Consider the following 14295-nt stretch of genomic DNA (forward strand, 5'->3'; position numbering starts at 1 on the left):
AGAAAATCACCCTGCCCGCCGCAGCAGATAGTATCCCGAAATCCCACCTATCAACGAGGCCAGTAGGATGCCTAACTTGGCTTGGAGGATCAATACGTCATCGTTGAAAGCCAGTCCGGTGATAAACAGCGACATCGTGAACCCCACCGAAGCAAGCATCGCAGCACCAAAGAGATGCCGCCAGCCGGTCTGTTCCGGAAAAGAGGCCCACCGCAAATGAATCAGGAGGAAGCACATGCCCATGATGCCCAACACCTTTCCTCCGAGCAGTCCCGATGCCACTCCTAATGTGACCGGACTGGCCAACTGATTCATGAAGTCAGCCGGAAAGCTGATGCCGGCATTCGCCAACGCAAAGACCGGCATCACCACAAACGCCACGAAGGGGTGCATGCCATGTTCCAGCCGTTGGAGCGGAGTCAGTGCCTCCCTGGCCACCGCGCGAATGTCTTCAAGCACATGGAGTTGCTCATCTGTCACCAGAGTCAGGTCATTGCTTTTGGCTGTCTCGAATCTGTCCCCCAATGTTTTGATGCGTGAAACGAATCCCTTGTCCGAGATTTTCACATTGGCAGGAATCGTGAACGCGGCCAGCACCGCGGCAATGGTGGCATGCACTCCTGATAAGAGAAACGCCAGCCACAGGCCGCCGATTCCCAGCAGTCCATACCACAGAATGTTGCGGACACCCAGCAGGTTGGACGTCACCAGCAGGATCATGAATCCCGCACCGGCCGCCAGATTGATGAGATCGATGTGTGATGTATAAAAAACTGCAATGACCAGCACCGCGCCCAGGTCATCCGCGATCGCAAGAGCGGTCAGAAATACTTTAAGTGATAAGGGGACCCTGTTGCCCAACAGGGAGATGATGCCGAGCGCGAAGGCGATATCGGTCGCCATGGGAATGCCCCATCCGTCACTGGCGTCGCCCGACGAATTGAACGCCAGATAGATCAACGCCGGCACAACCATGCCGCCTACCCCCGCTGCGATAGGGAGCAGCGCATCACGGGGATTGCTTAGTTCACCCGCCATGATCTCGCGCTTCAGTTCCAACCCGATCACAAAGAAGAAGACAGCCATCAACCCATCATTGATCCAATGGTGCAGGGTCTTGGTGATCACGAAATCGTTAAATCCGACTGAGATTTCGTTGTCCCAAAGATGGTGGTAGGCGTCCGCAAAGGGAGAATTGGCCACGATCAATGCCAGCAGGGCGGCAACGAATAGCACCATGCCACTGGTGGTCTGCCTGCCAAGAAAGCTGTTAAGGGGATCTGTCAGCCAAGTATCAACTGGAGTTTTCTTCATGCTTCGAAACTACCATGAAGGACGGGCATGTGAAACCGGATGCCGGAACGATTTCTTATGGCACGGAATCTGCGTTCCTCAACTTCCTAATATCCTTGTGCAGTATGCCCAATACCATCTGGGACAATGCCATCACCTATCATGCCGCCGAACATTGGGGCAGGCGCCACCACACGTACCACCGCACAGTGGGGGGCATTCACATCAAGATGAGGGTCATGAAGGATCAACGAGGGAGATAATGGAATTCTCTTGTATAGAAAATTCGATCGGACCACGCAGACAGTGACCGGCGACCATATGCTTCTGGCAGGCCTCATCCACCTCTATCCACCGGGGATCCTGAACCGGATGCGGGCCAGGGAGAGAAACCTGAGACTCAGCAAGGCTCTTCTCTCCTATTGCCCCATGGGAGTAGAAAGATTTTTCGGCAAGAAATCTTTTTTGACATAACCGTTGGGAGGGTCAAATTCCTTCGCGGCGACCGACTTCTCCTCTACTCCGGTCAACCGGCTTTCTGTGACAATGGTCCCATTGGAGAAAATTCTCGTGAACACCGGGTAGCCTTCAATCTTCCCTAGGGATTCAAAAAACGACGCTGGACCTCCACCACCTTTGAATGCTCCTTGCCAGACCTCCTGAGAAAAGGCAGCCATATCTTGAAACACGCCTCGGGCTTCCTGGCTGCCGGGAACCTGCTTCCAATCACTCACGCAATGTTCTGCAACTTTTTCGTTTCCCCGCCAGGTTTCATATTTCACACACGGATAGCCATTGATGGTCTGCCTTTCGCCCGTTTTTTTGACCTGCATCTCGACCTTCCCGCCCAACATGGCAGGATTAATCCCCTGCCCGGCAAACATCTTTTCCATCATGGCTCGTCGTTCCGGTGGCATATTCTTCAACATTTCCTGCATCTTTTCCATGGCCGGGTTGATCTGTTGGCCAAGACTGACCATCGTGGCCTTGTCCATCGCACGCCAGGTGTGATCTCCATGATTGATCAGCAGAATTTCCTCCAGATCGCCTCGATAAATAACTGTAGATTGCGTGGTTCCCGCCTCATTGATCGTCATTTTCAGTTTCTTCCCGTCAACCGTCATCGCGTCGATTCTGGAAGGGACCGCTGTCCGATTGGGAAAGGTGGTCTCGACATGAAAAACCACGCCTGCACAGACCGTGGTCTGAATACCCAGCACCAACCCGCCCACAAGACCCAGAACCTTCACCATATCAACCTCCTGACGCGTGATAGATGGCACAACCTGCTACTTTGACAAATGGAAACACTAAGACCCGTCAATTTCTCAAAATTCTACCCGATTCACAAGGCATTTTATTGTGGAAAAGCTTTAACGCACGCTTCTCCCACCTGCCATTTTGATCCCACCAAGAATCATTTTTCATACAGAGAGCTAGGAATTGGTTTCCCCTTCCTGGTAAAAGAAGTATAGACAGGTAAGGCTCGTTAGACGACCACCCCACATAACCGACAGGCAGACATCCCTTAAAAGAGGTCACGAGTTGTCGTGACCTTTCACGGTTTCGTCATCATGGTCAGGGACCATATGCTGCCCGGCGCGACACGACCATCGGGTCGCGGGGTAGGACAACGGTAAGAAGGCCCAGTCTCTTAAAGGTGAGGCCAACCAGCCCAAGGAAGACGGTTTCCACCGTCCCTTCTTTTCGTCTTTAACGAACATCACATATCGACAGACCGGCACAAAGTCGGCCTGCACACAATATCAGGACCTCATCCAGAAAGGTTGCAAAACCGTCATGAAACACGATGCCTCCAACTCACCCACGGCTCCAACGATGAAGGGCTTTTCACCCGGCTTTGCCGCTCTTGGCCTTGAAGCGGCGCTGCTGACCACGCTCGAGGCATTAGGATATGAAGAGCCCACCCCCATCCAACGCGAAGCCATTCCACCGCTATTGGCCGGAAACGACCTTCTGGGGCGTGCCGCAACCGGAACTGGAAAAACCGCTGCCTTCACGCTTCCCTTGCTCCAGCGTCTTGCCCATTCGCCCAAGCAGCCACATCCTTCCGCCCTTATTCTCGTGCCCACCCGCGAATTGGCCATACAAGTTTGTGAGGCTGTCCAGCGTTATGGGAAGCAACAGGCCATCGCCATCCTCGCGGTTTATGGAGGTCAAGCCATCCGACCACAGCTCATCGCGTTGAAACGCGGGGTTGATATCGTTGTGGCGACGCCAGGCCGGGCACTGGACCATATCCGGCGCAAAACCCTTCATCTCAAAGACCTTCAGATCGTGGTCCTGGATGAAGCTGATGAGATGCTGAATATGGGGTTCGCGGAAGATCTGGATGCCATTCTGAAACAAACGCCGACGACCAGGCAGACCGCACTATTTTCAGCAACCATGCCTCCACGCATTGCATCCATCGCACGACATCATCTACGCAACCCCATCGAGATTCAGATCATCAAGGAACCCGTAAAGGCCGGGATGACTCCTCGGGTGCACCAGACGGCCTATCTTGTGGCCAGGCCACATAAAGTGGCAGCCCTTGCCAGAATCCTGGATATGTCCAGTCCAAAGTCCGCCCTGGTATTTTGCCGAACACGCTTGGAAGTCGATGAGCTGACCTCCATGCTCAACGGCCGCGGATACCGGGGAGAAGGCCTGCATGGCGGGATGAACCAGGCTCAACGGGATCGGGTGATGCAATCGTTTCGTGCCGGGAAAACCGAGCTGCTTGTTGCAACGGACGTGGCGGCCCGCGGTCTGGATATTCCTCACGTATCACACGTCGTGAATTATGATGTCCCGTCCTCTCCCGAAGCCTACGTCCATCGTATCGGACGAACCGGACGCGCCGGACGGGCTGGTGAAGCTATCACCCTTGTGGAATCCCGAGAACGCTGGCTGCTGCAAAATATCGAGCGCGTGACCAAATGCAAAGTCGAGATGGGCACCCTCCCGACGGGGGCCGACCTTCAAGCCAAGCGCCTTGGACAGATTGGCGTTTCTATTCAAGAAATTCTCAAGGCCAACGACTTTGAGCAGTTCCGAGCCGTCGTCAACACCCTCACCGAAAAATTTGACCCTGCGGATGTCGCCGCAGCCGCCCTTCAATTGGCCTATGGGTCAAAAACAGGTAATCGGGTGGAAGAGGATATTCCTACAATACGGGACCGGGCACCTGACACATCCCAGACGTCCAGACGGCCAAGGCGAGGGCCATCGGATCTCCCAGACTCTGGGAGGGTTCTCAGAGGAGGTGGAGGGGGTAGGCCCGCGGGCAGGCGGGAACGTCACCGTCAATCCACAAGCATGGCAACCTTACATGTGAACGCCGGTCGAATGGCAGGGGTCCGCACAGGAGATCTGGTCGGTGCCATCGCCAACGAGGCCGGAATTAATTCCAATGTCATTGGCCCCATTAAAGTTTCCGATCAATTCTCTCTGGTCAAAGTGCCGGAAGAGCATGTCCATGGCATTATCAAGGCTCTGGGCCGGACACGAATTAAAGGGCAAAAAGTCACCATCCGCCTCTATAAGGAATAAGAGATTTCCTGACACCGGCAGTGACGGAATGTTCTCAATAGTGTGCTTAGGCCATACATGATAACTTTAACTAAAAAATAGACATGAAAACCTAACATGGCGTCTGGCTATCTCACTCTGAAATTGAATTTATGCTATGCCTAGTGGTCTGACGATTCTTGATGTGCGTGACCGTATTACCAAAGCCCGGTCGGTCACGGTCCTTACCGGTGCGGGAATTTCCGCGGATAGCGGCGTGCCGACGTTTCGCGGACCTGAAGGCTTGTGGAAAAATTACCGGCCGGAAGAACTGGCATCGCCCGAAGCCTTTGCCCGTGACCCGAAACTTGTTTGGGAGTGGTATAACTGGCGCCGTGAATTGGTCGCAACCAAACACCCAAACGCGGCACACGAAACCATCGTTGAACTGGAACGAAGGATTGAACACTTTTGGCTCATCACGCAGAACGTCGATGGACTTCATGCCCTGGCCGGCTCGCAACGTCTTTCCGAAATCCATGGCAACATCTGGAAAGTGCGTTGTACGCAATGCAACCGGATTTCGCCGAACCGCGATTTGCCTTTGGTCTATCCACCCATCTGCACGGACTGTTCGGGGTTATTACGCCCTCATATCGTGTGGTTTGGAGAATCATTGGATCAGGAAGATATGAGCCGCAGTTATCAGGCATTGCAAACTTGTGATATTCTTCTCATTATTGGGACGTCAGGCGTGGTTTACCCGGCTGCATCTTTTGCTTCGATTGCCAAAGACGGTGGCGCATTAGTGGTCGAGCTGAATTTGGACCCGACGCCAAATTCCTCCGTTGTGGACGTGGCCTTTCAAGGCCGTGCGAAAGACCTGGTGCCGCTGTTGCACGGAGTCACCTAATCGCGGCATTTCTTGACTCCCTTCATGGGGGTTTGTTACGTTTTTTTGTTTAGGGATTCTCAGTACTTACGTTTGGAGCACGGTATGCAATTGACGATCAATGGGAAACCTGAAACCCTGGAGGTTTCGACGGTGCTGGACGTTTTGAAAACCAAAGATATTGACCCGCAACTCGTTGCGGTAGAACTGAATACGCAGATGGTTGATCAGGAGCAACTAGGAACCACCTCCATTAAAGATGGCGATAAACTGGAGTTTTTGTTTTTCATGGGCGGTGGCGTGTGAGTGCCGCATTTCTTCGGAATATTACGGATGGCATCGGGCATACTCCGTTAGTACGATTAAACCGGCTTTCCCCTCCAGGCGGGGCCATCATTTATGGGAAGGCGGAGTTTTACAATCCGGGCGGCAGCGTGAAAGACCGCATCTGCCTGAATATGATTGATGAGGCAGAGCAGAAGGGACTACTCAAGCCGGGCGGCACCATCGTGGAACCCACCAGCGGCAATACCGGCATCGGGTTAGCTTTGGTGTCTGCGGTTCGGGGGTATAAACTTATTCTCGTCATGCCGGAAGGGATGAGCCTGGAACGGGCCAGTCTGCTCTCCTCGTATGGTGCGCAATTGGTGTTGACTCCCGCTCGGGAAGGAATGCGCGGATCAATTAAAGAAGCAGAGAGTATTTTGGACCAAAATCCCGAATACTTCATGCCGAACCAGTTTTCTAATCCGGCCAATCCAGCCATGCATCGAAAGACCACGGCGTTGGAAATCTGGGAAGCCTTGGATGGAAAGGTGGATGCATTCGTGGCGGCAGTGGGCACCGGCGGAACGATTACCGGCTGTGGAGAACTGTTTAAAGAAAAAAATCCCTCGGTCAAGGTGATTGCGCTAGAACCAGCCGGCTCTCCCGTTTTATCCGGAGGAGAACCCGGGCCACACCGAATCCAAGGGATCGGCGCAGGCTTCGTCCCCAAGGTGCTGAATCGCTCACTCATTGATGAAATTATGACTGTGACTGATGAAGAGGCCTACCAAACTACGAAGCAACTTGCCAGGAAGGAAGGGCTCCTGGTGGGAATTTCTGCTGGAGCCAATGTATTTGCCGCTCAAAAAGTCGCGGAATCCTTAGGGCCGAATAAAAATGTGGTGACCATTCTCTGCGATACAGGTGAACGATATCTGAGTATCGAGAAATATTTCAATATTTAGGGGATTTCCACTGAACCCTTTCCATGAAGGAAGAGCCAAGATGAGGAGGAGCACATAACGCCCCTCTCTCAAACAAGATAAAGAAGTTTACGATATGCCAGGGCATATCGGCTTTTTGAAAAAAATTTTCATGGCCAAGAATTATTTTTGAATATCAACACGCCTCATTCTCCTCTAATGTGGGGATGACCCCATACACCGTCAAAGGTCAGAGATCATATGAGTTTCACAGAAGATCAGATTACCCGTTATAGCCGACACATTTTACTACCCGAAATGGGCGGCAAGGGTCAGAAAAAGTTATCGCAGGCCAAAGTCTTTATCGTTGGAGCTGGAGGTCTAGGAAGCCCTGTCGCCTATTACCTTGCCGCAGCCGGCATTGGCACTATTGGATTGATTGATAGTGATGTGGTGGATCTTTCCAACCTTCAACGACAAATTCTTCATCATACTCCGGATGTAGGACGGTCCAAGGTGCTTTCGGCCAAAGAAAAAATTCTGGCGTTAAACCCTGATGTCCAGGTCAACATGCATGAAGAACGATTGACGTCTCGCAATGCTCGAGACCTGATCAGCCAATACGATATCGTTATCGATGGCGTCGACAACTTCCCGGCAAAATTTTTGATCAATGACGCCTGTTATATGGAGAATAAGCCCCTCGTCCATGGCGGAATCCTCCGGTTTGAAGGACGGGTCTTCACTATTATTCCCAATCAATCCGCCTGCTACCGTTGTATTTTCAAAAATCCTCCGCCCGCCGGCGTGGTTCCTACCTGCCAGGAGGCCGGAATCATTGGAGTCGTTGCGGGAATTATCGGGACCATTCAGGCCACAGAGGCCATGAAACTCATCCTCAACATTGGAACGCCATTGACGAACCGCATCCTGGATTTTGACGCACGCACCACCGCGTTTCGAGAAATTCGCGTCAAACGGAATCCTTCCTGTGCACTTTGCGGCCCAAATCCTTCGTTGACGGAGCTCATCGACTATGAACAAGAGGCGTGCCAACTTCAACCATCGGCTACAACGCTAACCAACGGATAAACCCCACCGGTTAAGAGGGGAGGATGATGCTATGAAAAAAATGCAAGCTCTGGTGTGTCGGGAGTGCGGGAAAGAATATCCTACCCAGGATATTCATGTATGCGAATTATGCTTTGGACCACTGGAAGTCAAATACGATTATGCCGCCATCAAACAGGTCATGACGCGTGACAAGATTGCATCCGGTCCTCACAGCCTTTGGCGATATGTGGATCTCCTCCCCGTGGAAGGCACGAATTTCATCGGTCTTCATGCCGGATTTACTCCGCTGGTTCACGCCAAAAACCTTGGAGCATTCCTCGGACTGGACAACCTGTACATTAAAAATGATTGCGTCAATCATCCAACGCTGTCGTTTAAAGATCGCGTGGTGGCCATTGCCTTAACTCGAGCCAGAGAACTGGGATTTGAAACAGTCGCCTGTGCCTCAACCGGCAATCTGGCAAATTCCGTGTCGGCCCATGCAGCCTCCGCAGGGATGAAATGCTATGTGTTTATTCCCGGTGACCTGGAAGCCGCGAAGGTGCTGGGGAATTTGATTTATCGTCCCAATGTCGTGGAAATTGAAGGAAACTATGATGATGTCAATCGACTTTGCAGCGAAATCGCGGGAGAACGTCACTGGGCATTCGTCAACATCAACATCCGCCCCTATTATGCTGAAGGCTCAAAAACCTTGGCTTTTGAAACAGTCGAGCAATTAGGGTGGCGGGCTCCGGATCAGGTCGTGGTGCCCATGGCTTCGGGCTCCTTGCTCACGAAAATTTGGAAAGGGCTCAAAGAATTTGAGAAGTTGGGCCTCGTGGATTCGGTGAAGACCAAGGTAAACGGGGCGCAAGCAGAGGGCTGCTCCCCCATTGCCACGGCATTTCGTGAGAATCGGGATTTTTTTAAACCGGTGAAGCCACACACTATTGCCAAATCACTGGCCATCGGCAATCCGGCGGATGGATATTATGCCTTAAAAACCGCCGCGGAAAGTCAGGGGGCCATGGAGGCCGTCACCGATGATGAAATAGTGGAGAGCATTAAACTTCTGGCTCAAACCGAAGGGATTTTTGCTGAAACCGCCGGGGGGGTCACCATCGGCGTCCTTCGCAAATTGGTAAAACAAGGGCGCATTCAAAAAAATGATGTGACTGTGGCCTACATTACCGGTAACGGACTGAAAACCCAGGAAGCGGTCGTCGATTCCGTTGGACGCCCATTTCGCATCCCACCCAGTCTCAGTCACTTTATTAAGACTTTTGCCATAGAGGAGTCAGCATGATTAAGGTCAGAATTCCCACTCCCTTGCGCCCCATGACCGGAGGAAAAAGCGAGGTGGAAATAGCAGGGAACACGGTGTCGGAAATTATTGACAACCTGGGGTCTGCCCATCCCGGCATTAAGGAACGAGTCTATGATGAACAGGGAGAGGTACGACGGTTCATCAATATCTACGTCAACGAGGAAGATATTCGGTTTTTGACCGGCAAGGACACCCCACTGAAAGACGGAGATGAAGTCTCCATCATCCCCGCAATCGCAGGAGGTTCATGATGGCCAAACTACGCTTTCACATTCGCTATCCCGAAGATAAAATTCCTTCTCCCATCCTGTATGAAATCGGACAGGAATACCAGGTGGTGCCCAGTATTCGACGTGCCGATGTCCGTGAGACGACCGGATGGATGGATGTGGAATTTTCTGGAGAAACGGATGAAATTGACCGGGCTATTCAGGGTCTTCGTCAAAAAGGCTGCATGGTAGATCCAATTGAACTGAACGTCGTTGAATAAGGATTTCGCTTCTCATGGAATTTACTGAATCTCAAATCCAGCGTTACAGCCGTCAGATCATTCTGTCGGAAGTGGGTGGCAAAGGACAGAAAAAGTTACAGGATGCCAAAATCCTGGTGATTGGAGCAGGAGGGCTTGGTTCTCCGGCAGCTCTGTATCTGGCTGCGGCCGGAATAGGAACCTTAGGTCTGACTGATGGCGATGTCGTAGACTTATCCAATCTGCAACGGCAAATTTTGCATACAACCGACCGGATAGGTGTTTCAAAGGTTGAATCCGGCAGAACATTATTGTCAGCCCTCAATCCTGAAACCACACTCAAGCTGTATCCCGAACACGTAAGCGCCACCAATATCCTCTCCTTAATTGAAGCCTATGACATCATATTGGACGGATCAGACAATTTTTCCACACGTTTTCTCGTCAATGATGCCTGTTTTTTTGCGAAAAGGACACTGATTTCAGGAAGCATTTTTCGCTTTGAAGGACAATTAGCCACCATCAAGCCTCATGAAGGATTTCCCTGTTATCGCTGTTTATATCCAGAGCCTCCCCCCGCCGGCCTTGTGCCAAATTGTCAAGAAGCCGGGGTGTTAGGCGTGTTAGCCGGGACCATTGGAGTTTTGCAGGCCAATGAAGCTATTAAAGAAGTCCTTGGTCTTGGAGAAAGTTTGGCCAAACATCTTCTTCTCTACGATGCCCTGGATATGACATTCAGAAAGGTTGGTCGCCCAAAATCTCCAGACTGTCCTCTTTGTGGACCTCATCCCACAATCACCAAACTTGTGGAACAGGAAGTCTCCTGTAGCATATAGGTCCATGCTTGCCATTCCGTCCAGCATCATCAACAATATGATTCTTCATGCCCGGGAGCTAGCTCCCCATGAATGTTGCGGCATTCTCTCAGGAACAGAAAATACCATCGCCGAGGACTATCGCATTACCAATATTCTGGCTGAGTTATCAGAACAGGATCTGACACGCTTTGACGGAGCCAAATTGTCCGACCTGCAACGCTTATCGCCGGAGGAGCGAGCGGATATCGCCTTTCAGATGGATGCCAGGGAAATGGCCATGGCTCAGCGGGACATTCGTTCAAAAAATCTTAATCTGTTAGGTTTTTACCATTCCCACACCTTTAGTCCGGCTAGGCCATCTCAAACGGATATTACTATTGCCATGGAATTTGAAAGCTACCGAGCCAAACTCCACCTCCCGGAACCGTTTCACTTGATTATTTCCCTAGAGCATACGGATCAACCCGTAGTCCGGGCCTATAAAATCCAGGAATCCAAAGCCACAGAAGTTCCCATCCATACCTTGCCCTAAGTGGTGTCCTCCCAATCATGCCTGCAATTTTTATTGGAAAGAGCATAGACTTACACCCGAGATCTTGAGATAATGAGAAAGGCTTCTCAAAGCAACAAGAGGAGAAAATTATGCCAATCCCCCATCACCTGTTAGGTTTTCTGCTAGGGTTGATTGTATTTTTTCAGCCGGGTTCACAGGTGTTTGCGGAAGCTTCCACCTCGCTGCAGAAGTTCAACAGCCCCATTATGAAAATTGAATCTGACAAAGGGGTATTTTTAATTACCACCGATTCTGGCATTCAATGGGTTCAAGTTGATGAAGTGGCAAAGATTCAACTGAAGACATTGGATGTAGGAGATATCATCGACGTGATCGTCGAAATGCGATCAGATAACACCCCACCATTGGTTAAATCCTGGAAATTAGCCAGAAGTGGTTCCTCCTGTAAAGTGTTCAATGGTAAGACCTGCAGTCCTTAAGACTTTCTTAATAGGACAATTCTACCCGCACCTCCAACGACCTCAGCTGATGTCCATTGCCTCAAAGCGGCTTAACGCAGCCGAAACGTTCCTGGCAGCTTTACGCAAGTAAAACATATGGCCCTGGGCCGTATCTCCGGACATACCAGGGATATCGGGAGAGAGCCAGCTTTACCAATGAAGAATTTTTCCGATTTCCGTCACCGTATATCCCCCCAGTGATTCGATTTCCCGCCTGAATGGTTGACTGACCATCGCATCAAGAAATTGAGACATGATAGGGTGGGATTTTAGAAATTCTCTGCGCATAATTAAGTCATACTGTTCTTCGCGAAGCGGAATGAAACCAAGACCATAATGACGAGCTGCGGCTTCCACTCCAATGCCCACGTCAGCCATGCCATCTCGAATCAGGCGAGCGACTTCGAGATGAGACGGTACTTCGTGCGCATATCCCAGTACCTGGTCTCCAGTGAATCCTGATTTCTGAAGCAGGGAATCCAAAAGAAATCTCGCTCCGGCTCCCAATTCCCGATTGACGAGACGAAGTCCCGACTGGCCAAAGTCATCCACACCACCGATGTGTTTGGGGTTTCCCGGGTAAACCAACAGGCCTTGCACCCAAGAAGCAAAGCGCACTCCGACAAAATCATGACCAGGAATATGGCGTTTCAGATACGGAACGTTACTTTGCCCGGATTTCACATCCACAAGATGCAATCCCGCCATATGCACTTCATCCCGTTGCAGAGCACGGAGTGCATTCGCGCTTCCCATCGTCCAATTCGTAATTCCCGCCAGGGTATTTATCTTGCGGACATGCTCGCCGGCGAGAAATAACGCCGGGTCACACCCGGCAATAAGAATCCCTTTTTTGATCACGTCCAAAGAATTCAGTAATTGAACCTGCACAGAGGGCCTTTTTCCGCTGGAAGATTTCTTCCCCTGTTCCTGAATTATTCCATCAGCCGGCATCACAAAATTCAACACATCGCCCAGTTCGGCCATCGGTCTGGCCAGTATCCGGGATCCAACGAATGACAGCTTCACCCTTGTTGGCTGACCCAGTGGCGTTGTCCCACCAATGAACTCAGCTTCAACAGTTTCTTCATGATCGGCAAGGATAAAAAGATCCTCAACTCGGCACTTCAACGCACGAGCGAACCGTAGGGCAATGTGGGTGCTTGGCAAATATTGATTGGCCTCTATGGCGTAGACTGCTTGTCGTGTCAGGCCAACAAGGACTGCTAATTCTGCCTGTGAGATTCCCTGTTTTTTTCTTCTATCCCGTAAGCGATTACACACGGATTCTTGAGGCGAGACCTTCGCCTGCCGTGAAATTTTGGGACTTTTAGAAACCATGTTTTTCATGATCGTACGGCTCTATCAAGGAGAATGCCTGCTGTCTTTATGACCTGCTCAAAATCCCTTAAGCATCCTTGCGCCTCTCTCAACCCAACACCATTGCTATAGGACCCGTAGATGGCAGTCCCGCCCCCTATCACATCCCCTACCGGTCACCTTAGGACCCATCCTTACATTTTCATCATCGACAATCGGGAAAGATCGAGAACTATTTCGCCGCTATGTTCGTCTCCAAAAATAGCGTCCCATAAACTTTTCTTTTTCGGCAGTACCGTCTCTTCTGTCTCATAGAGTAAATCCACGTCAAGTGGAGCAAGAGAAAACAGTGGATACCGCCGATCATAGATCAGTCCTGCAGGGGGAATCTCATAGTTAGTACGGTGATTACTGATGATGACGTGGAGATGCCCATCTCTGACATACATCCCTCCGGAAGTCACTTCCCGTTTCGTAGCATTCACCGGGTGACTGATGTAAAACGTGACCAGTTCCTGGGGAACAGCTAATCCTAGTCCCTCCAGCAATCGTGGCACCAATAATTCAATTTCCTCCTTATTGAAAGCCGGCTCGGGATCCGCGAGGCCACGAATCCAGCGAATGGGGCCGGAACGATACTCACGCACCCGTAATCCGCTCAGGGCCTCGATCATTTGGCGGCGAGACAGGGTAGCGGGATGCTCATTCAATGTCTGAGGAATATTAGGATCGACCCATGGGGAGACCTCAAGGCGAACAAAAGAAGTGGGATTTTCATAGACCAGGTAGGAATAGAATGGAGGGGCAACACATCCCGCGAATAGCCATCCAATAAATAGGCAACACAACCAGACGCCGCGCCAAGGCTTAGGCATTCGCTTCAGTGACACTCATCGTCATTTCAATTCGTTCAAAAGGATTATCATTGGCATCCCGCTTGGCACTGACGATTCGATCCACGGTCTCCATACCACTCACCACCTCACCAAAGACCGTATATTGACCATCTAAAAAACTCGAATCCGCCACACAAATAAAAAACTGGGAGCCCGCGCTATTGGGATCTTGTGATCTCGCCATCGATAGCGTTCCGCGTTTGTGAGGCTTGGAGCTAAATTCCGCATTGACGCGATGGCCTGGACCACCCATTCCATGGCGTGACCGATCGTGATCCTTACTATTGGGATCTCCCCCTTGAATCATAAAGTTGGGAATCACCCGATGAAATGTCGTGCCGTCATAAAACTTCTCCTTGGCTAATTTCAACATATTCTGGACATGGTTAGGCGCGACATCCGGAAAAAGCTTTAAGTGGATATCCCCCCAGGCCTCGCCGTTCACCTGGATGTGAATAGTGATTGCCTGACTTTCAAGTGTTGCGTCGCTCATCATCCCGTCCT

General features: G+C 51.1%; 17 protein-coding genes. 12 read left to right on the forward strand and 5 right to left on the reverse strand.

What is annotated here, in order from left to right; genetic code table 11:
• Nucleotides 1–6: 6 nt before the first annotated feature.
• Entirely contained in the window at nt 7–1314 is a 1308-nt protein-coding gene (nhaA, locus tag PQG83_RS06695; RefSeq protein WP_312748044.1) for a Na+/H+ antiporter NhaA, read from the reverse strand.
• Nucleotides 1315–1343: 29 nt separating this feature from the next.
• On the opposite strand from nhaA, the gene PQG83_RS06700 reads away from it, so the two are divergent.
• On the forward strand, nt 1344–1556 hold the full coding sequence (locus PQG83_RS06700) for a hypothetical protein (protein WP_312748046.1): 213 nt from the start codon (nt 1344–1346) through the stop codon (nt 1554–1556).
• A 156-nt stretch (nt 1557–1712) separates the two neighbouring features.
• Here PQG83_RS06700 and PQG83_RS06705 read toward each other — a convergent pair whose 3' ends face one another.
• The gene (locus PQG83_RS06705; RefSeq protein ID WP_312748048.1) at nt 1713–2546 is read right to left on the reverse strand and encodes a DUF4412 domain-containing protein; all 834 of its coding nucleotides are present in this window, start codon (nt 2544–2546) and stop codon (nt 1713–1715) included.
• A 547-nt stretch (nt 2547–3093) separates the two neighbouring features.
• On the opposite strand from PQG83_RS06705, the gene PQG83_RS06710 reads away from it, so the two are divergent.
• The 11 genes from PQG83_RS06710 to PQG83_RS06760 all read left to right on the forward strand — a co-directional run bounded on the left by PQG83_RS06710 (nt 3094) and on the right by PQG83_RS06760 (nt 11554).
• Nucleotides 3094–4851: a DEAD/DEAH box helicase gene (locus tag PQG83_RS06710; protein ID WP_312748050.1), complete on the forward strand. Its 1758-nt coding sequence runs from the start codon at nt 3094–3096 to the stop codon at nt 4849–4851.
• Between the two features lie 136 nt (nt 4852–4987).
• Complete coding sequence (locus tag PQG83_RS06715; protein ID WP_312748052.1) at nt 4988–5722, forward strand: SIR2 family NAD-dependent protein deacylase; 735 nt, start codon at nt 4988–4990, stop codon at nt 5720–5722.
• Between the two features lie 84 nt (nt 5723–5806).
• Nucleotides 5807–6007, forward strand: coding sequence for a sulfur carrier protein ThiS (gene thiS, locus PQG83_RS06720; RefSeq protein ID WP_312748054.1), 201 nt, complete (start codon nt 5807–5809; stop codon nt 6005–6007).
• Nucleotides 6004–6933 carry a cysteine synthase A gene (gene cysK / locus PQG83_RS06725; protein WP_312748056.1) on the forward strand — a complete coding sequence of 310 codons (930 nt, stop codon included), beginning with the start codon at nt 6004–6006 and terminating at the stop codon, nt 6931–6933. Before thiS ends, cysK begins: the two co-directional genes overlap by 4 nt.
• A gap of 219 nt (nt 6934–7152) precedes the next feature.
• The gene (locus tag PQG83_RS06730) at nt 7153–7983 is read left to right on the forward strand and encodes a HesA/MoeB/ThiF family protein (protein WP_312748059.1); all 831 of its coding nucleotides are present in this window, start codon (nt 7153–7155) and stop codon (nt 7981–7983) included.
• 31 nt (nt 7984–8014) lie between these two features.
• Nucleotides 8015–9253, forward strand: coding sequence for a threonine synthase (thrC, locus tag PQG83_RS06735; protein ID WP_312748061.1), 1239 nt, complete (start codon nt 8015–8017; stop codon nt 9251–9253).
• Nucleotides 9250–9525: a ubiquitin-like small modifier protein 1 gene (locus tag PQG83_RS06740; RefSeq protein ID WP_312641811.1), complete on the forward strand. Its 276-nt coding sequence runs from the start codon at nt 9250–9252 to the stop codon at nt 9523–9525. The genes thrC and PQG83_RS06740 overlap by 4 nt, the downstream gene beginning before the upstream one ends.
• Nucleotides 9522–9764, forward strand: a complete 243-nt coding sequence (locus tag PQG83_RS06745; protein ID WP_312641817.1) for an NIL domain-containing protein — start codon at nt 9522–9524, stop codon at nt 9762–9764. Before PQG83_RS06740 ends, PQG83_RS06745 begins: the two co-directional genes overlap by 4 nt.
• Nucleotides 9765–9778: 14 nt before the next feature.
• Nucleotides 9779–10579 (forward strand): molybdopterin-synthase adenylyltransferase MoeB, encoded by an 801-nt coding sequence (moeB, locus tag PQG83_RS06750; protein WP_312748063.1) that lies wholly within the window; start codon nt 9779–9781, stop codon nt 10577–10579.
• A 4-nt stretch (nt 10580–10583) separates the two neighbouring features.
• Complete coding sequence (locus PQG83_RS06755; protein ID WP_312748065.1) at nt 10584–11093, forward strand: M67 family metallopeptidase; 510 nt, start codon at nt 10584–10586, stop codon at nt 11091–11093.
• 110 nt (nt 11094–11203) lie between these two features.
• Nucleotides 11204–11554 (forward strand): hypothetical protein, encoded by a 351-nt coding sequence (locus PQG83_RS06760; protein WP_312748067.1) that lies wholly within the window; start codon nt 11204–11206, stop codon nt 11552–11554.
• A gap of 171 nt (nt 11555–11725) precedes the next feature.
• On the opposite strand, the gene PQG83_RS06765 is transcribed toward PQG83_RS06760, so the two are convergent.
• The 3 genes from PQG83_RS06765 to PQG83_RS06775 form a co-directional block, all read right to left on the reverse strand.
• Nucleotides 11726–12925, reverse strand: a complete 1200-nt coding sequence (locus tag PQG83_RS06765) for an XRE family transcriptional regulator (RefSeq protein WP_312748069.1) — start codon at nt 12923–12925, stop codon at nt 11726–11728.
• Between the two features lie 164 nt (nt 12926–13089).
• The gene (locus tag PQG83_RS06770) at nt 13090–13770 is read right to left on the reverse strand and encodes a hypothetical protein (RefSeq protein WP_312748071.1); all 681 of its coding nucleotides are present in this window, start codon (nt 13768–13770) and stop codon (nt 13090–13092) included.
• The gene (locus tag PQG83_RS06775; RefSeq protein ID WP_376753578.1) at nt 13763–14284 is read right to left on the reverse strand and encodes a peptidylprolyl isomerase; all 522 of its coding nucleotides are present in this window, start codon (nt 14282–14284) and stop codon (nt 13763–13765) included. The genes PQG83_RS06770 and PQG83_RS06775 overlap by 8 nt, the downstream gene beginning before the upstream one ends.
• Nucleotides 14285–14295: the final 11 nt, after the last annotated feature.

This window comes from Candidatus Nitrospira neomarina, assembly GCF_032051675.1.
Taxonomy (GTDB): domain Bacteria; phylum Nitrospirota; class Nitrospiria; order Nitrospirales; family UBA8639; genus Nitrospira_E; species Nitrospira_E neomarina.